The 18,481-nt window shown below is 62.0% G+C and carries 15 protein-coding genes; 5 read left to right on the top strand and 10 right to left on the bottom strand.

The window, feature by feature from the left end:
* Positions 1-316: 316 nt before the first annotated feature.
* Positions 317-799, bottom strand: a complete 483-nt coding sequence (gene ispF, locus K0V07_RS01405; RefSeq protein WP_220622747.1) for a 2-C-methyl-D-erythritol 2,4-cyclodiphosphate synthase — start codon at positions 797-799, stop codon at positions 317-319.
* Positions 800-868: 69 nt separating this feature from the next.
* Positions 869-1,564: a DNA repair protein RadC gene (gene radC / locus K0V07_RS01410; RefSeq protein WP_220622748.1), complete on the bottom strand. Its 696-nt coding sequence runs from the start codon at positions 1,562-1,564 to the stop codon at positions 869-871.
* A gap of 94 nt (positions 1,565-1,658) precedes the next feature.
* Between radC and K0V07_RS01415 the strand changes: the two genes are divergently transcribed.
* The 3 genes from K0V07_RS01415 to K0V07_RS01425 all read left to right on the top strand — a co-directional run bounded on the left by K0V07_RS01415 (position 1,659) and on the right by K0V07_RS01425 (position 5,445).
* Complete coding sequence (locus K0V07_RS01415) at positions 1,659-2,540, top strand: hypothetical protein (protein ID WP_220622749.1); 882 nt, start codon at positions 1,659-1,661, stop codon at positions 2,538-2,540.
* 82 nt (positions 2,541-2,622) lie between these two features.
* Complete coding sequence (locus K0V07_RS01420) at positions 2,623-3,492, top strand: carbohydrate kinase (protein ID WP_220622750.1); 870 nt, start codon at positions 2,623-2,625, stop codon at positions 3,490-3,492.
* 132 nt (positions 3,493-3,624) lie between these two features.
* The gene (locus K0V07_RS01425) at positions 3,625-5,445 is read left to right on the top strand and encodes a SulP family inorganic anion transporter (RefSeq protein ID WP_220622751.1); all 1,821 of its coding nucleotides are present in this window, start codon (positions 3,625-3,627) and stop codon (positions 5,443-5,445) included.
* Between the two features lie 33 nt (positions 5,446-5,478).
* On the opposite strand, the gene K0V07_RS01430 is transcribed toward K0V07_RS01425, so the two are convergent.
* Entirely contained in the window at positions 5,479-5,931 is a 453-nt protein-coding gene (locus K0V07_RS01430) for an abscisic acid-deficient protein Aba4 family protein (RefSeq protein ID WP_220622752.1), read from the bottom strand.
* 268 nt (positions 5,932-6,199) lie between these two features.
* On the bottom strand, positions 6,200-6,811 hold the full coding sequence (locus K0V07_RS01435) for a thioredoxin family protein (protein WP_220622753.1): 612 nt from the start codon (positions 6,809-6,811) through the stop codon (positions 6,200-6,202).
* A 113-nt stretch (positions 6,812-6,924) separates the two neighbouring features.
* Between K0V07_RS01435 and cysE the strand changes: the two genes are divergently transcribed.
* Positions 6,925-7,704 (top strand): serine O-acetyltransferase, encoded by a 780-nt coding sequence (gene cysE / locus K0V07_RS01440; protein ID WP_220622754.1) that lies wholly within the window; start codon positions 6,925-6,927, stop codon positions 7,702-7,704.
* A gap of 319 nt (positions 7,705-8,023) precedes the next feature.
* Here the strand turns inward: cysE and K0V07_RS01445 are convergent, their stop codons facing one another.
* Entirely contained in the window at positions 8,024-9,250 is a 1,227-nt protein-coding gene (locus K0V07_RS01445) for a zinc-binding dehydrogenase (RefSeq protein ID WP_220622755.1), read from the bottom strand.
* A 121-nt stretch (positions 9,251-9,371) separates the two neighbouring features.
* Entirely contained in the window at positions 9,372-10,613 is a 1,242-nt protein-coding gene (locus tag K0V07_RS01450) for an L-rhamnose isomerase (protein WP_220622756.1), read from the bottom strand.
* Between the two features lie 165 nt (positions 10,614-10,778).
* On the opposite strand from K0V07_RS01450, the gene K0V07_RS01455 reads away from it, so the two are divergent.
* Positions 10,779-11,669 carry an AraC family transcriptional regulator gene (locus K0V07_RS01455; RefSeq protein WP_220622757.1) on the top strand — a complete coding sequence of 297 codons (891 nt, stop codon included), beginning with the start codon at positions 10,779-10,781 and terminating at the stop codon, positions 11,667-11,669.
* Positions 11,670-11,711: 42 nt separating this feature from the next.
* Here the strand turns inward: K0V07_RS01455 and K0V07_RS01460 are convergent, their stop codons facing one another.
* From K0V07_RS01460 to K0V07_RS01475, 4 genes are read right to left on the bottom strand one after another with little or no spacing between them, the layout of a single operon-like run.
* Positions 11,712-14,873, bottom strand: coding sequence for an efflux RND transporter permease subunit (locus K0V07_RS01460; RefSeq protein WP_220622758.1), 3,162 nt, complete (start codon positions 14,871-14,873; stop codon positions 11,712-11,714).
* A 27-nt stretch (positions 14,874-14,900) separates the two neighbouring features.
* Positions 14,901-16,085: an MFS transporter gene (locus tag K0V07_RS01465; protein WP_220622759.1), complete on the bottom strand. Its 1,185-nt coding sequence runs from the start codon at positions 16,083-16,085 to the stop codon at positions 14,901-14,903.
* Complete coding sequence (locus K0V07_RS01470) at positions 16,082-17,314, bottom strand: efflux RND transporter periplasmic adaptor subunit (protein ID WP_220622760.1); 1,233 nt, start codon at positions 17,312-17,314, stop codon at positions 16,082-16,084. Before K0V07_RS01470 ends, K0V07_RS01465 begins: the two co-directional genes overlap by 4 nt.
* Positions 17,315-17,343: 29 nt before the next feature.
* Positions 17,344-18,477, bottom strand: a complete 1,134-nt coding sequence (locus K0V07_RS01475) for an efflux transporter outer membrane subunit (RefSeq protein ID WP_220622761.1) — start codon at positions 18,475-18,477, stop codon at positions 17,344-17,346.
* Positions 18,478-18,481: the final 4 nt, after the last annotated feature.

An 18,481-nucleotide genomic window follows, 5' to 3' on the forward strand; every position in this document is an offset into this window, starting at 1 on the left:
TTTTTGCGGGCTTACGCAGCCCGCGCCCGCGGCAGGCCAGGCCTGCACTTTCGATGCTGTGCATCGTGTCAGCGATTACGGGAAACAGAGAATCTGTTTGCCCGTAATCGCTGAGCAAAGCATCCAAACTGGATCACCCCACAACCATTGGGACGGACACGTGATGGGATGAACCTCAATGACGATTAAAGGCTGAGCCAGCATTCGCTAAGAGGGCATCGGGGTAGCGACTGCAAGGAGCGTAGGGGCGAAGCCCCTCAGTCGGATCAAACGCCGAGCGTTTGCCGCGGGTGCGGGGCGCGCAGCCCCGCAAAAATCACGCCTTTTCCAGCATGACGACCGCGTGGGCGGCGATGCCCATGCTGCGGCCGAGGTCGCCGATTTTCTCGTTGGTGGTGGCCTTGAGGCCGACCTCGGTCGTTTCGATCTGCATACTGGCGGCCAGAGCGCGCTTCATGGCGTCGAGGTGGGGAGCGATCTTCGGCTCCTCGGCGATGAGGGCGATGTCGCAATTACCCACGCGGAAGCCGCGGCTGTGCGCCTCTTCGACGGCCTTGCGGAGAATATCCTGCGAGTCCATCCCCTCGCAGCGCGGGTCGGTATTGGGGAAAAAGTGGCCGATGTCGGGCAGGCCGAGCGCACCGAGCACAGCGTCGGCGAGTGCGTGAGTCAGGCAATCGGCATCCGAGTGCCCATCGAGGCCTTTGTCGTGCGGGATTTCGACCCCGCCGAGGATCAGCTTGCGCCCTTCGGCGAAGCGGTGGATGTCGTAGCCCAGTCCGATACGAAATTGACTCATGCGGCCCATTGAGGCCGAGCTCGCCCCCATTGGCAACCCTGTTCAGGGAGAGCTGCCCCGAAACTGCCCTCAGCACTTCTGTAGCAAGCCCTGATCGAGGAAGCTCAGGGCGTCATCCGGGGTGACAATGAGGTGGTCGAGCAGGGTCAACCCCACCGCATTGGCGGCCGAGATCAGACACCGCGTCAGGTGCAGGTCCTCCGAGGAGGCCTTGAGCTGGCCGCTGGGGTGGTTGTGGGCCACCACGATAAAGACCGCGTGCCGCGCGAGCGCCGCCTGCATGACCTTGCGCGGGTAAACGGTGGTACGGTCCGGCACCCCCTCCTCCAGCCGCTGCACACCGTCGGGCAGGAGCTGGTAGCGCTTGTCCAGATAGGCGACCTCGAAAACCTCGTGTCGCAGCCCGCCCAGGCGCGCTCGCCAGAAGTCAATCAATTCGTCCACCCCGTCCAGCAGTGAGCGCGCCTCGGCCCGTTGGCGGAGGTACAAACCCGCCGATTCCCGGATAATGCGCAGGGCGACAGGAGCGACTTCACCGATCCCCGCGATCTCCCGCAGCTGCTCCGGCGATGCGTCGAGGATGCCCCTGACGGAGCCGAAACGCTGAAGCAGGGCCTTGGCGGGGGCCTTCACGTCGCGCCGGGGGATGCACAGCGTCAACAGCACCTCAACGATCTCGTGGTCTGCAAATCCGTCGAAACCGGACTTGAGAAAGCGTTGACGCAATCTGGCGCGGTGGCCCTCTCCCGGCGTAGCTGGTTTCATCGGCTTCCCAGCCAAGTCCAAGCCACGCCGGAGGTCAACTGAAAGCACCTCCCCGCGCTTGCCTTTTCGCTGAAATCGCCGTAATTTCGTAATCATGTGCGGCAAGCTCTACGCCACCGCGAGTTTAGTGTTTATGCTCTGCTGGGCAACGGCAGCGCATGGGGCAGACGTTGCCCCCGGAGACAGCTACGAGGACATGATCTCCGCTCTGGGCCAACCGCAGGGCTACTTCGAGCTGGATGATAAAACCCTGTACCTTTATCGCGCCGGAAAAGTCACCGTCGTCGACGGCACCGTGGCGGTGGTTGAGCTCAAATCTGCTGATGAACTTGCCCGCGAGGAAGAGCTCAAGGCCGAAGCCGCCCGCCAATGGGAAGCTCACAAAGAGCAGAAAACCGCCAAGCGCATAGAAACCGGGGAGCGCATCAAGGCGGACAAGCTGTCCGACCCGGATTTCCTCTCGCAACCATCCGGCGACCAGCTCGCCTACTGGAAGCGCTTCCAGCGCGACTACCCCGAGGTCTCAGTGACCGAAGTCGTCAACCCGCTGGCCGAGCGCTTCACCCGCGAGCAGGAGGAGTTGGCCAAGGCTGAAAACCAGCTCAAAGCCCAGCAGCAGAAAATCGACACGCTCCAGCAGCAGGTCGCACAGGCCGAGAAAGACGCCCAGCAGGCAGAGCTCAATGCCCAGCGCCAGAGCAGCTACTCCGCTTTTTACGGCACCGAGTATCCGGCCTACTACTACCCCTACCCGCAGAACCGCGTGGTCATCGTGGGCAGTGACGGTAACGCCACGGTCATCCCCTCCAATCCCCGGCCCGTGTACCGGCGCAGTGGAGTGCAGGTCAACGGCAGCATCGGCAGCGTAAACTTCCGCTACTCTTCGGGGAATAACTACCCCTATGGCTGGTCTGCTCCCGGTGGCTCCACTGTCATCGTGCGCACTCCTCAAAAGCCCGCGCCTCCTCCCCAGTAAAGCGGTTGCAGCCTCGTCCGCTTAACGACGATATGGGTTTTCGCTCGCAGCCGGAAAGGGTCCTCCCTTAGGCTGTTCGGCAATGGAGAAAATCGTTTGCTTTGGCGAAGTTTTGTGGGATTGCCTGCCCAAGGGCCTTTTCCTCGGAGGCGCGCCGTTTAATGGCGCCTGCCATCTGCGCAAGCTCGGCTGCCGTCCGATCGTGATCAGTGCGGTCGGTGACGATTTCCTCGGCGAGGAGACACTCCAGCGCGCCCAGGCACAGGGGCTGGATACCTTCGCCTTTGGTATCAAAAAAGGCCTGCGCACCGGTGTGGCTAAAGTCGTCCTCGATGACAAGGGCTCCGCCAGCTACGTTTTCCCGGAGCCCTGCGCATGGGACCGGATCGAAATCAGCGACTCCGCCCGCGCCGAACTCTCCAGCGCCAGCGCCATTCTTTTCGGCTCGCTGGCCGCCCGTAGCGAAAGCAATGCCGAGCTGATCGACAGCATCCTCAGCGAGACCCACGCCCTGCGCATTTTCGACGTAAACCTGCGCCCACCGCATGACGACCGCAAGACCGTCCTCGCCCTCGCGCAAAAGGCGGATGTCCTCAAGGTCAACGAGGACGAGCTGGCTGTGCTCGCCGGAAAACCCTTCTCCCCCGATGATCTGGAGGACGCCGTCAAGGCGGTGATCGACAATACCGGCGTGCGCAAGCTATGCGTCACCCTCGGCTCAAAGGGCGCGGCGTTTTATGATGGCCGCCGCCTGCTCACGGCCGAGTCACCGCCGGTCGAAGTCCGCGACACCATCGGTGCCGGAGACGCCTTTACTGCGGCCTTCATCGCCGGTCTCGTGCGTGGCGATTCCCCGCAGGAGCTGCTTGAGCGCGCCTGCCGACTGGGGGCCTATGTCGCCAGCTGCGACGGCGCCACCCCGGACTACGACTCCTCGATCCTCCAGGGCTAAGATACCCAAGCGAGAGGGGCCAGCTTTCAGCGCCCGTCACCACCGAGGCGATAAATAGCCACGCCGTCAGTTCGTGGTTGAATTCGCTACCGTAGCCCGCCTTACTAGGGCCACTCGCTGCCCAGGATCGGATTGAGAATTTTACGCGTCAAAGCCCTTGCCCGCTGGCTGGTTACTCAAAACCAGCTCGATTTCTTTCCCCTGCGCAGGCACCTCCGGGGCTATGGCCCGAGTGCCCTTAAAGGCGACTTCCGGGCCGGGCTGAATGTCGCGTTGCTGGCCTTCCCGCAAGGCATGGCCTACGCCATGATCGCCGGGCTCCCCATCCAGTACGGGATCTATGGCTCCGCGATAGCCGCCATCGCGGCCACGTTCTTTGCCGGTTCGCGCTTCATCACGCTGGGCCCGACCAATGCCACCTCCGTCACACTGGCCAGTGCTTTTGCAGCGATGGAGATCATGCATCCGGAGATGCGGGCTCAGTACATGCCACTGCTGCTGCTCCTGATCGGACTCCTCCTGATCGTGGGTGCCTACCTGAAGGTGGCCAACCTCATCCAGTACATTTCGCGAACCGTGGTGGTCGGCTACATCACGGCGGCAGCGCTACTGATCATCGCCGGACAGCTCAAGAACGTCTTCGGGATCAAGTTCTCACCCGGCGAAGAGGCGATCACCTTTTTTGACAAGCTCTACCTGACGATCAAACACCTGCCTGAGCTACATCCCGAGTCGCTCATCCTCAGCGTACTGACGCTCGTCCTCTATTACCTGCTCAGCCGCAAGCTCCCAAAGCTGCCCAATGTCGCCATCGTGCTGGTAACGATGTCCGCACTGGCAGTGGGTGCCGATGCCATCGCCACTGCACGAGGGACTCCGCTTCACTTTTCCTGGCTGCAGTCCATTGATGCCTCCCAGTGGAAGTTCACCCCGCCGGAGCTGAATTTCGACGCTATTAGCCAAGTGGGTAACATGGCGCTGGCCATTGCCCTGCTGTGTGTGCTGGAAGGCACCTCCATCGGTAAGTCGCTGGCCGCCCGCGCCGGGGAGCGCCTCGACGCCAACCAGGAGATGTTCAGCATCGGTGTCTCAAACATGTGCTGCGGATTCTTCAGCGGGATGCCCGCCTCCGGCTCGCTCACCCGCTCGCAACTGAGCTGGAGCAGCGGCGGCGTCACCCCGATGGCGAGCCTGCTCAACGGCCTGATCGTGGCCGGTGGAGCCTTTGCCATCGGGCCATTCATCCGCTACGTCCCCCAATCCGTGCTGGCCGTGCTGGTCATCACGATCGGCCTCTCGCTCGTCAACCGCCGTGCGATCAAGCTTGTCTCCCGCACGACTCAGGGCGATGCCATCGTGTTTTTCTCCACCCTCATCGCGGGTCTGCTTGTCCCTCTGGATACGGCGATCTACTTCGGCGTCGGCCTGAGCATCATCCTCTTCCTCCGCAAGGCCGCCTCCCCGGAGCTGGTCGAGTACGGCTTTACCGATGAGGGGCAGCTCACCGAACTGGAGGAGAAGGCCACCCGCCGCGACCCGGAGATTTCCATCATCCATGTCGAGGGCGACCTGTTCTTTGGGGCGGCGGAAATCTTCCGCGACCAGATGCGCCGCGTCTGCGAGGACGCCAACCTGAAGATCGTCATCGTGAAAATGCGCAACGCACGCCACCTCGACGCCACCGCCGTCATGGCGATTGAGGAGCTGCTCAAGTTCATGCACGAGCACGACCGGCACCTGCTCTTTTCCGAGTGCAAAAAGGACGTCATCCGGGTCTTTAAAAACTCGGGGCTGCTCGACGAACTGGGCCGCGGCCACGGAGTCTTCCCCGACACCCCGCACAACCCGACCAAGTCCACCGCCAACGCCCTCAAGCGCGCCATGCAGATCATGGGCGGCCAGCAGGCGGACATCAAAATCTACGTCAATCCCGGCCGCAAAAAGCGCGAATAGCCGCCGTACCGATCAGGCTGGTTGCTGCGCCCTTTAGCTGAGGACGCGCTTGATCAACAGCCGCACGAGGTAGACCAGCAGGCCAATCGGCCCAAGCACCCAGCAGGCGATCAGCTCGCCGGGGATACGCAGCCCCACCCGGCAGGCATGCTGAAAGAGGACGAGCCCCAGAAACAGGTGCATAATCTGCAACTGGCACCACAGGATCAGGAAGCCCATCGGATGCAGCACCACAGACTGCGCCTCGGTGTAGCCGATGCCCCCCGGCCAGACCATCCCGCCCAGCTCCCACGTCTGGTAGTACAGATACAGCAGCGGGATCAGCAGAATCGTCGGTGCAACCATCGGGTGGCAGATGCGCCGCACGACCTGCGAGGAGGGGAAAAATATAACCGCCAGCCAAAACGGTACAGGCATCGCAAGGATCAGCCAGAAGCCCCGCGTCAGGCGCTCCCCGGCCAGTAATTCAATCGTCCACCCCGGCATATCCGTTTTTTAAATATCACTCCGCCCACCAGGGCAAGCCCTGGACCCGTGATCCTTCGGATCACCAATGACTCCACTAACATGGAGTCTGGGATAGATTTCGGGTTCTTACAGGATTAACATTGGGAGCCGAGACACGATAAACCCCAATGACGATTAAAGGCTCGTGCGGAGCACGAGCCTTTAATCGAAAGTGCAGGGTCCGGCTGGACCAGCAATCGCCTGCCGCGGGTGCGGGGCGCGTAGCCCCACAAAAAAGACATCTGCGTTAATGGGCGTACTTGACGCCACAGCCGTAGGGCTGGGTGCTGGCCTGCGAGACGGGCTCACCGGCAGTAGCTTCAGCCATGGCGGCGTTGACGTAGTTGGTGGCGGTCTTGATGTCAGCCGGATTGGTCGAGCGGACGTTGTCGATCGCCCCGTGGTAGACGATCTCGCCCTCGGGATTGATGATAAAGATCTCGGGCGTACGCTTGGCGCCATACTCCTTACCGACCTTGCCCGTCGGGTCCAGCAGCACGGCTGTCGCCTTCGACTCCATCTGCTTGGCAGTCTTCTGCGCATCAGCCGGCGTCTCATAGCCCTGCGTGCCGGGAGCGGAGGAGACGATGCTCAGCCAGACGGCCCCGTCACCGGTTTGCTTGGCCTGGGTGGCCTGCATATTGCCGGTGCCGTAGTGCTTCTTCACGTACGGGCAGCCATGGTTGAGCCATTCGAGGATGACGAACTGACCCTTGAAATCAGAAAGAGTGTAGGTTTTACCATCGGCCCCCTGGAGACTAAAGTCCGGGGCAGCATCGCCGGGCTTGGGAGCGGCGTGCGAGAGGTTGGCCATGCCCAGCATGCTGAGCAGAATCAGAGAGTAAGTGAGGATCTTCATAGTCGATTGGGTGAGTGGTTAAGCTTGGAACAGGCAGGAACGGGAAAGTTCCCTCAAAAAACTTTGCTGTCAAATCCCTTGCTCAATCCACAAAGGCGGTTTACCTAGGCGGAATGGAAAACGACCCGGTCTGGGAACAGTTACGACAGGATGCCGAGCAGGCCGCCAGCAAGGAACGCGCGCTGGCCAGCCTGTTCGAAGAGGTCGTGCTCACCCAGGACAGCCTGGAGAGTGCGCTCGCCGTGCGTCTGTCCCGTAAGCTCGCCTACCACGCCACCCCCGAAGGGTACCTCAAGGAAGTTTTCTGCGAGTGTTTCCGTGACAACCCTCAGATCGGTGAGCGCATCCGTGCCGACATCACCGCCATTAAGGAACGTGACCCGGCCTGCCGGAACTACCTGGCCCCCCTGCTCTACTTCAAGGGCTTCCAGGCCATCACCTGCTACCGTGTCGCCCACGAGCTTTGGAACAACGGGCGCGAGGAGCTCGCCCTGTACCTGCAGAGCCTGATCTCTGAGGTCTTCGCGGTGGACATCCACCCGGCTGCCCGGATCGGCTGCGGCATCCTGCTCGACCATGCCACCAGCTTTGTCGCGGGTGAGACCAGCGTGATCGAGAACCATGTCTCCATCCTGCACGAGGTCACCCTCGGAGGCACCGGCAAGACCGCTGGTGACCGTCATCCGAAGGTGCGCCACAGCGTACTCATCGGAGCCGGAGCCAAGCTGCTCGGCAACATCGAGATCGGCCACTGCGCCCGCATCGGTGCCGGCTCAGTCGTGGTCGAGGACGTACCGCCGCACGCCACCGTCGTCGGCGTCCCCGCCGTCGTCACCGGCTTCTCCAAAGACCCCGACCCGGCCCAGAGCATGGACCAGTGCATCAAGCACTGAGCGAATTTGTGGGGGCTACGCGCCCCCAAACCCTGCGGCAGCCAATGGCTGCACCCTCGGTCCATCGTTTGTGCTGCGCACAAACGATGGACCGACATTGAAGTCTCACCTGGCGCACGATTTGCCCAGCTAAACACCACACGCGGGTGGAGTCGAAAAAGTGGCGACCCAGTTTTGATGCTCTGCTCAGTGATTGCCGCAACCAGCTTTGCTGGTTGCGGCAATCACTGACACGATGCGTAGCATCGAAAGTGCAGACTTCGTCTGCTGCGGGTCTGGGCTGCACAAGCCCAGAAATAACATCCCCCCACAATCCCCCCTAGAGGCGGTGGTCGATCATGATCTTGACGCCTTCCTGCCGGATATTGGTGGCAAAGGCTTCCTCGATCTGCTCCATCGGGAAACGGTGCGTGATGAGCGAGGTCATGGGCAGGCCGATACGCTCGGCACGCTGGAGGAAGTGGTACGCGTTCGGGTATTCGACGCTGTTATAAACCCAGCTGCCGGTCACGGTGATCTCCTTTTGGCAGATGTCAAAGTGCGGGTTGATCGAGCACTGTCCGCCATCCACGAAGTGCCCCACCTCGCAGATGCCCCCGCCGCGACGGATGCACTTGAAGAGGCTGGCAAAAGCCGCCGGTACGCCCGTGACCTGAAAACCGAAATGCGCGCCGACACCCTTCGTCATGGAGTTGACCGCTGCGGCCAAATCGTCGATGCCGTCATAGTCGCGGTAGTTGAGGGTCTCATCCGCGCCCATCTTTTTGGCCAACTCCAGGCGGCCGGGATTCCCGTCGATCGCGATGAGGGTGTTGATCCCGTAGGTGCGGAGCACGGCAAGCATCATCAGGCCAATCGGGCCGCAGCCCTGCACAATGACGCGCGTGCGGAAGTTCAGCTTCACCCCGCAGGTCTTGGCCCGCTCAAGCGCGTGGCAAACGACGGCGGCAGGCTCGATCAGCGTGCGCAGCTCCACGCTCATGTCGTTGACGACAAAAACCGAGGCGTCCGGGCGGATGATCAGGTACTGGCCAAAGTATCCGTTAAAGTGGTTGTCGGGCTCGTCAGGCAGAAGCCCATAGAGCCGCATATCGTCACACAGGTTCGCCTTCAGCGGGTTGTACTTGGCGATCATGCAGGCCTCGGAGGTCTTCATCAGACTCGTGACGATGCGGTCGCCGGGCTTGATCGGCTTACCCACGCTGTCCACCTGGATGTTTTTACCTACCTCCAGCACGATGCCTGTGCCCTCGTGCCCGAGCACGACCGGAGCCAGCCCAAATGGGTCGGCGTTGTAGCAGTGGATATCCGTCCCGCAGACCCCGCAGGCCTCGACTTTCACCAGAATCTCATCCGGCCCGATCGCACGCAGCGGAAACTCCCGGATCTCGACCTTTTTCGGTGCGACCAGCACCGCAGCCTTTGCCTTGGCAGGAACCGAGTTCGTGGCGGCAATGGGTTGGCCGCTCGAAGCGACACCGGGGCGCTGGGACTGGGTCACGACCTCGCGGACGATGCGGTCGATGTCATCTCGGGAAAACTGCATGGCTGTCAGACAGTGCGCAAAAGGCCTCTCAAAAACAAGTGTGAAAGTGGTGCTCCGGTGCGCCCGATGCACAGCAGAAGGGCGCACCGAAGTCCACGATCAGGCTTAGTTATGCAAAAAATCAAGAACGCGCAGCCAATACTGTGCGCTCATATTGCCGGATCGCGTCGAGTAAGGCAAGCTCTCCGGGCACATTATTTCGGTGGCAGAACTCCTCCCATATCACGCTCCAGGGCAGGGCCTTAGCCGTCTCCAGCATCATCAGGCGAGCGGTGTAATCACCGGCCAGCTCAGCCTCACGGAGCTTTTCACGCGGCTCCAGCAGGGCCAGCAGCAGACACTTCTGGGCGGCGCGGGTGCCGATGGCCCAGGCGGCGATGCGGTTGATGGATGCGTCGAAGAAGTCCAGGCCGATGTGCGTACGCGGGAGCGCGTCGCAACGGACCAGCTCCTGCATGATGGCCTGAGTCGGGTCGTCGAAGAGCACAACGTGGTCGCTGTCCCAGCGGACACCCCGCGAGACGTGCAGAAGCAGCTCGGGCACCACCATCAGGACGGAGGAAATCTTGTCCGCGATGCCCTCGGTCGGGTGGAAGTGGCCCGCGTCCAGACAGAGCGCGGTCTGGCGGCTGGCGGCATAGCCGAGGTAAAACTCGTGCGAGCCGACCACGAAGCTTTCCGAGCCGATGCCAAAGAGCTTGGACTCGACCGCGTCGATGTTCTGCGCCGGGTCGAGCTTTTCCTCAAAGACCACGTCGAGGCTCTCCTGCAGGCGCTTGCGGAAGCCGAGGCGGTCCACCGGCAGATCCTTCATCCCGTCGGGGATCCACACATTGGTCACGCAGGCGCTGCCCAGCTCCTGACCGATGACTGCACCAATCTTACGGCTGGCCTTGCAATGCTCGATCCAGAAGCCGCGGATGCCCTTGTCGGGGCTGCTCAGGGTAAAGCCCGCATCGGCCTTCGGGTGGGAGAAGCAGGAGGGGTTAAAGTCCATGCCCATGCCGTGGGACTTACACCAGTCGATCCAGCTCTGGAAATGCTCGGGCTCGATGGCGTCGCGGTCGACGCTCTTGCCGCCGAAGTCACCGTACATGGCGTGGAGGTTGAGCCGGTGCGTCCCCGGCAGCAGCGAGACGGCCTGATCGAGGTCCTGGCGCAGCTCGTCGATGGTGCGGGCCTTTCCGGGATAGTTACCGGTCACAGCCAGGCCGCTGCCCAGCTCACCGTCGCCCCCTTCGAAACCGCCGACATCATCCCCCTGCCAGCAGTGCAGCGAGATCGGGGTCGAAGCCATGGCTTCGAGCGCTTTTTCCACATCGACGCCGAGCGAGGCGTACTGGTCTTTTACCTGGTCAAACATAACGGAAGGGGGTTGTCGGGTTTATCGGGGACTCAATCGGGGGAGAACCGAGAAGGCACATCCCTGAAGGCCGAGAGTATAGCATCTGCGCATACAACGCGATATGCACGGACTGACTTCTTATTTGCACTTTTTGACAGGATTTATGAATATTCAGAAACCGCCATGGACACCGACCGCATCGACACCTTTAGCCGCTACCTCCCCCCTGGCCCCAACGCTACGCGCTGGGGATGGCGGCTGATCGATGCCGGACGCCAGCAAGTCCCTCCCGGCAGCCCCTACCCCCTCACCGGGCATCCCCTACCCTACGCTTTTGACAAAAATGGACGCCGCACCCTGAGCGAATACCAGCTGGTCCTCATCACTGCCGGGGGCGGGCACTTTCAGTCCCGCTCCTGTCGTGAGCGCAGCGTCTCCGCCGGGGACACCCTGCTGCTCTTTCCCGGCGAGTGGCACCGCTATCGCCCCGGTCCACGCACCGGGTGGAGCGAATACTGGCTGGGCTTCGAGGGCACGGAGGCCAGCCGCATCATGAAAAATTTTTTCAGTCGCTCGCGTCCGATCCAGCCGGGCGCCTACACCGACGAGGCGATCCACATCTTTGAGCGCCTGCTGGACTGGCTCCGCCACCCTCGCCCCGGCGGCGAGCAGGTAGCGGCCAGCTTCATCCCACAGCTTCTGGCCCTGCTGCGAGCCGGTAGTATCGCAGCGGGCGCTCCCCGTGCGCGAGAGCAGGAGCTCGTCATGGCCGTACGTGCCCGCCTGCTGGAAAACCCCGCAGAGCGCACGGCGCTCTCATCGCTGGCAGAGGAGCTCGGCGTGAGCTACTCCCTGCTGAGGAGTCTTTTCAGGAAGCATACCGGCCACTCCCCCCGGCAGTTTGAGAACTTGATCCGCCTTAACCGCGCACGCGACCTGCTCGCCGCCGGGAGCAGTGTGAGCGCTACCGCCGAGTCCCTCGGCTACGCCAGCGTCCACTACTTCTCCCGCGCGTTCAAGCAGCAGTTTGGGCAGGCCCCGCAGCACTGGATGCGCGAGCGAAGCGGGCAATAAGCACCACACCTCGTCGACTCCGCCACACGTATCCGTATTCAACTACATTTTGGCAGGAGCGTCCTCGCCGGGCACGTGGCCAGGGGCTTCTTCGCCGACTCCGGGCTTATGGTGGGTACGCCCGCGCAGGTCTTCCAGGATCACGTAGAAACACGGGACCAGCACCAGCGTAATCAGCGTGGCAAAGAGGATACCAAAGCCCAGCGAGATCGCCATCGGGATCATGAAACGCGCCTGACGGGAGGTCTCCAGAATCATCGGGAAAAGACCGCCAAAGGTCGTCAGCGTGGTCAATATGATCGCGCGGAAGCGCGCGGATGCGGCTCCGGTCACCGCCTCGGCCGCCGTGCGCCCCTCTCTGCGCAGCCGGTTCGTAAAGTCGATCAGCACCAGCGAGTCGTTCACCACCACCCCACTCAGGGCGACGATCCCGAGCAGACTCATGAGCGAAAGATTATAGCCCATGATGATGTGGCCGATGACCGCGCCGACGATCCCAAACGGGATGGCGAGCATCACGATAGCGGGCTGCAGGTAGCTGTTGAAAGGGATCGCCAGCAGGGCATACACCGCGAGCATCGCCAGCAGCAGGCCGATCATCATGGCCTTGATACTGTCGTTCATATCCGCCTGGCGCCCTTCATAGCCATAGCTCAACCCCGGGTAGCGGGCTGCCAGCTCGGGCAGGACATTCGCGGTCAGGTCCGCCGTGATCAAAGGCGCGTCAGCCGGGTCGGCCGTGTCCGCCGTCACCGTGAGGATACGACGCCCATCGCGGCGGGAGATCGTGGTAAAGCCTCTGTCACGCCCAATTGTTACGACATCGGTCAGCGGCACCTCACCACCGGCCGGGGTCATTAAAATCAGCGAATCCACATCCGCCTCGGAGGAGCGCTCCTGCTCGGGCAGCCGGACCATCACCTTGATCTCGTGCCGCCCGCGAATCTGCCGCAGAGCTTCGGCCCCGTAGAAGGAACCGCGCACCTGCCGTGCCACGTCACGCGCAGTAAGTCCGAGGCTTTGGCCCTCGGGCTTGAGCTTGAGGTTAAACTGCTCCTTGCCGGGCTGGAAGCCGTCGTTGGAGTCCGTCGTCTCGGCATACTCCAGCAGAGTCGCCGCCAGGTCCGATGCCGCCGCCTCCAGAGTGGGAATACTCCGGTGGCTAAGCTCGACCGTCACAGCCTGCCCGGAGCCGGGTCCTCCGCGGTCGGACGCAAAGCTGGAGGTATCGACCCCGTACAGGGTGCCTACCTCCTCGCGCCATTTACGGGTAAAGTCCAGGGTCGAAATCGGCCGGGTATTCGCATCGGTCAGGTAGACACGGAAGGTCACCACATGGCTACCGCCGCGCCCGACGATGGAGTAAATGCCCTTGGCCAGTTGGTCGCCGCCGTTATCGGCGACAACGCGCTCGGCCGCGGCCAGCACCTGCTTGCGAATGCGCTCAGTCTGCGATACCGGTGAGCCATAGGGCAGCTCAACCGAGGCGTAGGCATAGTCCTGCTCCACGCGCGGCATGAGGATCATGCGCATGCGGCCACTATCCACCCAGGCGAAGATCAGCGTCATCGCCCCCAGGCCAATGGCGCATACGACATAGCGCCAGCGCAGCACCCGCGTCAGCCAGGGGTGGTACCGATCCTGCACAAAGTGGATGAAGGCGCGGCTGAAGCGCTGCTGCAGATGGTGCAGCCGCCCGCCGATCCCGTGCGGATGGATATCTTTCTGGTGGCTGAGGTGAGCCGGCAGGATAAACAGCGACTCGATCAGCGACACGGCAAAGACAGACACGACCACTGCCGGGATAACGCTAAAGATTTTCCCCATCACCCCGGGCACGAAGAACAACGGCGTGAAGGCCGCGATATTCGTCAGCACGCTAAAGACAACCGGCATGGCCACCTCGCGGGCTCCGTCAATCGCCGCCCGGTGGAAGGGCTTCCCCATCTGGTGGTGGCTGTAGATATTTTCACCGACCACGATAGCGTCATCCACCACGATCCCCAGCGTGATGATAAACGCGAACATCGAGATCATGTTGATCGTGATGTCAAAGGCCGGGAAAAACAGGAACGCACCGAGGAAGGAAATGGGGATGCCCAGCATGACCCAGAAGGCCAGCCGCGCCTCCAGAAAGATACCGAGCACAAGCAGCACCAGGAGCAGCCCCATGAAAAGATTTTTCAGCAGCAGCTCTGCGCGCTGGCTGTATATCTCTGAGCGGTCGTCCAGCACATCGATCGAGATGCCCTTGGGGAGCGTCTGCTTCAGCGTGGCGACCTCATCGAGCACGGCGGATGCGACACTGATTGGCGTCTGGTCGCCGATACGGTAGATATCGATCAGCACGGCCCGGTCTTCATTGTAGTAGGCGTAGAGGTCAGAGTCCTCAAAACCATCGGAAATGTCGGCGATATCGCTCAGTAGCACACGCACGCCGTCCCCGCCGGTGATGACAGGGATATCCGCAAACTCCTGCGCAAAGTCGCGGCGCTGCTTGAGGCGTACCAGGATCTCCCCTGAAACGGTGTCCACACCGCCCCCGGCCATATCCAGGGCCGAGTCGTTGATAGCGTCGGCCACGTCCTGAAGCGTCAGCCCGTAGCGCCGCAACCTTTCACGCGGCACCGTAATCGTCACTTCGTAGTCGCGCGCACCGGATAGCTCGACCTGCGTAATCTCGGGGTTCGATAGCAGGGTATCGCGCACCGTCTCGGCCACCGAGCGCAGGGTCCACTCGTCCTGATTGCCATGGATGACGAGCGTCACCACATCTCGCTTACGGCTGACGATGGAAACGGTCGGCTGCTCGGCCTCATCCGGGAAAGTCGTGATGCGGTCCACCTCGTTTTTAATGTCAGCGGCGAGCTGCTGGAGGTTTTCTCCCTCGATCAACTCAACCCTGACCGTGCCGCTGCCCTCGCTCGCCGTAGAGGTGACCTCCTCGACGCCGTCCAGCCCCTGCACGGCCTCCTCGACCGGCAGTACGATACTTTGCTCGACCTCCTCGGGGCTGGCCCCCGGGTAGCTCACCGCGATACTGACCACATCCAGCTCAAACTCGGGGAACACCTCCTGCTTGACCCGCATGGAGAAGATCAGCCCGCCCACGATAAACACGCACATGAGCAGGTTGGCGGTGACGGAGTGTCCGGCCATCCAGGCAATCGCGCCGCGGCGCCGGGTAGAGTTGGGTGTATTCATAGTTGGATACGCAAAGAGATTAAAAGCTTAGAAACGCAGGCGACGCATCAGCAGCGGCCACATCATAAGGATCGAGCCGAACATGCCGAGGATGCACAGAGAATAGACCATGACCGGGTTTGACCACCCAGCCGTTACGATGGCCATGCACATCGCCCCCGCCATGAACGAGGTAAAGATGATCGTCGAGGAGGCCGCGCCGATGTCCTCAGTGACTTGCTCGAGGATAACATGGTTACTCAAAGGCCGGCTAATACCGGCGAAGAATGAAAAGCATGCTGCCCCCACCATGAAAAACAGGAAGTGCACATTACCAAGAAGCAGCAGAAAGACACCCGCCACAAGACCACCGATCAAGCTGCCGAAGATCAACTGCTTGTCGGAGAAATGCTGGAGCAGCCGCGTACAGGCATACGCTCCCGACATCGAGAGCAGCGGCGCAGCGGCGAACAGGATGGCAAAGGTCGATTCGCTCAGCCCGTACTGGTCCATGTAAACACCCGAAGCGATCCCGACATAGCCCAGCATTGGAGCCCCCAGCAGGCACATACTGCTGTTGGCCAAGATGAACTTGCCATTGCGGGTGAGCCGCAGGTAGCGCTTAAGAGCCGCCAGCACGCCGCCTTTCTCAAGGGACTCTGCACTCTCGCGAAAGTATCGAAAGGCCAGCGTCAGCTGGATAAGCCCGACAACAGCCAGCACCGCGAAGATGACCCGCCAATTCGCCACCTTTAGAATCATGGCCCCAATGCTCGGTGCCACCATCGGTGCCACCGAGATGATAATCCCGAGCCATGCCAGCAACTGCTGGCGCGCACGCCCGGTGAAGCAGTCACGGCAGTAGGCCATCGTCATAGCAGAGGGTGCCGAGGCCGCGATGCCCTGAAGGACACGAAAGATGATCAGTGACACCGGGCCGTTAGCCAGAGCACAGAGGCCGGAGGTAATGGCAAAGGCCAGCAGCCCGCCCAGCAAGACCGGACGGCGCCCCACCCGATCCGAGAGCGCGCCGAAAAACAGCAGGCTGATACTGAACGCCACGAACCACAAGACCAGCGACAGATTGATCTGACTGATCGGCGCCTCCCACTGATCGGCGATATGCGGAATCGCCGCCAGATACATATCCGTGGACAAGGGGGGCGTCGCACTCAGCAGGGCCAGAAAAAGCACCAGCAGGCGGCGCGGTGGCTGTTCGGTGCGTTCGCTCACCGAGCCTCCTCTTCCTCAGCCCTGAGCGGGTTGTCGACCTCTGCCACCACGAGCTTCAAGCCCGGCGCAGGCATGGCCAGATTACTGAGGACAAGCCGCTCGCCCTCGGTGAGTCCCTCGTCGATAATTACCGAGTCATCCCCCATCCACACCGGTGTAATGGGCCGGACCTCCAGAGCATCGTCGCCATCGGCGATCCAGACACGCGACCCCTCGTGAAAGGTCTCGCGGGGCAGCTCAAAGACATCGCTAAGCTCAGCGCCGTCCATCTCCACTCTCACATAATCACCCAGCAGCAGGACGGGCTTACCCTTATTCTCAGGCTGGATGGCGAGAGGGTCCTCTACGGCCACCAGCAGGCGAGCCATACGGCCCTGTGGATCGAGGTCACCAAGCAGGGCGACCACGTAGCCCTCACGGTAAACGTCTGTCGTAGAATTCGGATACACGCGGGCCATACTCCCGGCATCCTCTCCCGGCGCCGGTACATTCAGCCAGTGCAGTTGATTCTCGGGGATGGCAACCTGCACCCAGTAAACATCCACTCCGGCCAGGACGGCCACCGTGGTCTGCTGGGGCACATAGGAACCCATGTCGGCGTTTTTCTCCAACACGATTGCGTTAAAAGGAGCGCGGATACTGGTACGCTCGAGGTCGAGCTTGGCGTCGGCCAGATCAGCCTCGGCAGTGGTGACAGAGGCCTTGGCCTGCTGGAGCTGAGGCTCACGCAGGGCCAGAGAGGCGTTAGCACCGGAGACGGCGGCGGCCTCTTTGATCAAGTCCCATTCGCGCCGGGCAATGGTCTGGCTACCGTCCTCGATCGCGAGATCCCCCTGCGCCTGCAGGAGCGCAGCCTCGGCCTGCTGAAGCGCGATCTGGTAGTCACGGTCATCGAGCCGCAGCATCAGCTCGCCCTTTTCAACGCGGCGACCTTCTGAGAAATGCGAGCCCAGCTCGACGACTTCACCGCTGACCTGCGCCAGGATATTGACCGAGCGCTGCGGGATCAATTCCCCCATCCCCTCGACGACGACACGTGCGCTCGTGCGCTCCAGTGAGATGACCTCAACATCGGCCTGCATCGGAGCCGGAGGACGGCGCGAGGTTTTCGGGCCAGTCTCGATGAGGATAAAGGCACCGACAGCGGCCACCAGAGCCACCAGAAAAAGAGCCAGCGTACGCCGCCAGGGGAAGCGGCCAGAGGGACGGGTATCAGTTGCGTCGGACATGTCAGGACGGGTTTCGATAAAAGATAGTGTTATTGGTCAGAGGAAGAATCGCCTTCAAAGACTTCGGCGATGGCGGGAACAAAGGGGATGGTGTCCTCGGGGGACAGGATCGGCTCGGGCTGCGGGTTCTCCAGAGGGATGGCTCCACCGAGAGCGAGGTACAGGTCGATCCGTGAGCCGAGGACCTGCGCCACGGCGTCAATGCGCTCGCGCTGGAGCCCCTGCAGCGTGGACAGGGATGAAATGACATCGAGGTAGTCGGTCTGGCCATTGACGTAGCGCAGCTGGGCCTCGGAGAACTCCTGCTGAGCGGCCTCCAGCTCAATGTCCAGCGCAGCCAGCGCCTGCTTGTACCAATATTCGTTGGCGAGCGCGTCGCGGACCTCCTTGTAGGCGGCAAGGACCACCGAGCGGTACTGGAGCATGGCCTGACGGGCAAGTGCCAGCTGACGCTCCACCTCGGCCTGACGCGCACCCGCGTCAAAAAGCGGCTGAGCCAGCCCCGCGAGGAATGAAGCCGACCATGAGTCGAAAACATCGCTGAAGGCGGCAGCCGCCGTGCTCGCGTCGGCGCTCAAAGATATCTGCGGCAGGCGGTTGGCCTTAGCCTCCGCGACGTTCCAGCTGGCCGACTCCAGGGACATATAACTGGAGCGCACATCGGGGCGGCGCAGCAAGAGGTCGGCAGGGACGCCGGTCTGCGGCATCGGCGGCAGGTCGGGCATGGTGTGATCGCCATCCAGCTCATAGGTGCGATCGGCGGGCACCCCCAACAACAGGGAAAGTTGGTTCTCCAGCAGACGGATGTTACGCTCGGCGTCCGGCAGACGCGCCTCAGCCCCCGCCAGCAGCTGGCGCTGCTGGAGCACATCCAGTGCGCTGGACTGCGCATTGGCGAAGCGCAGCAGGATCAGTTCAAGCTGGGTGCGGTTGGTCTCGACCTGCTGGTTGAGCAGGCGCATCCCCTCGCGATAGGCCAGCAAGTTCAACCATGTCGAGGCAATGTCCCCGCTCAAGATCAACGCTGTCGCCTGCACATCATACTCGCTACCAATGGCAAGTGCCTCAGCACTCCTGGAGCCAGCACGGATGCGCCCCCACAGGTCCACCTCGTAGCCGATACCGATCCCGAGGCCGATCCCGGTATCCGTCCCCGAGCCCACGCCG

Source organism: Ruficoccus sp. ZRK36, from assembly GCF_019603315.1.
Taxonomy (GTDB): domain Bacteria; phylum Verrucomicrobiota; class Verrucomicrobiia; order Opitutales; family Cerasicoccaceae; genus Ruficoccus.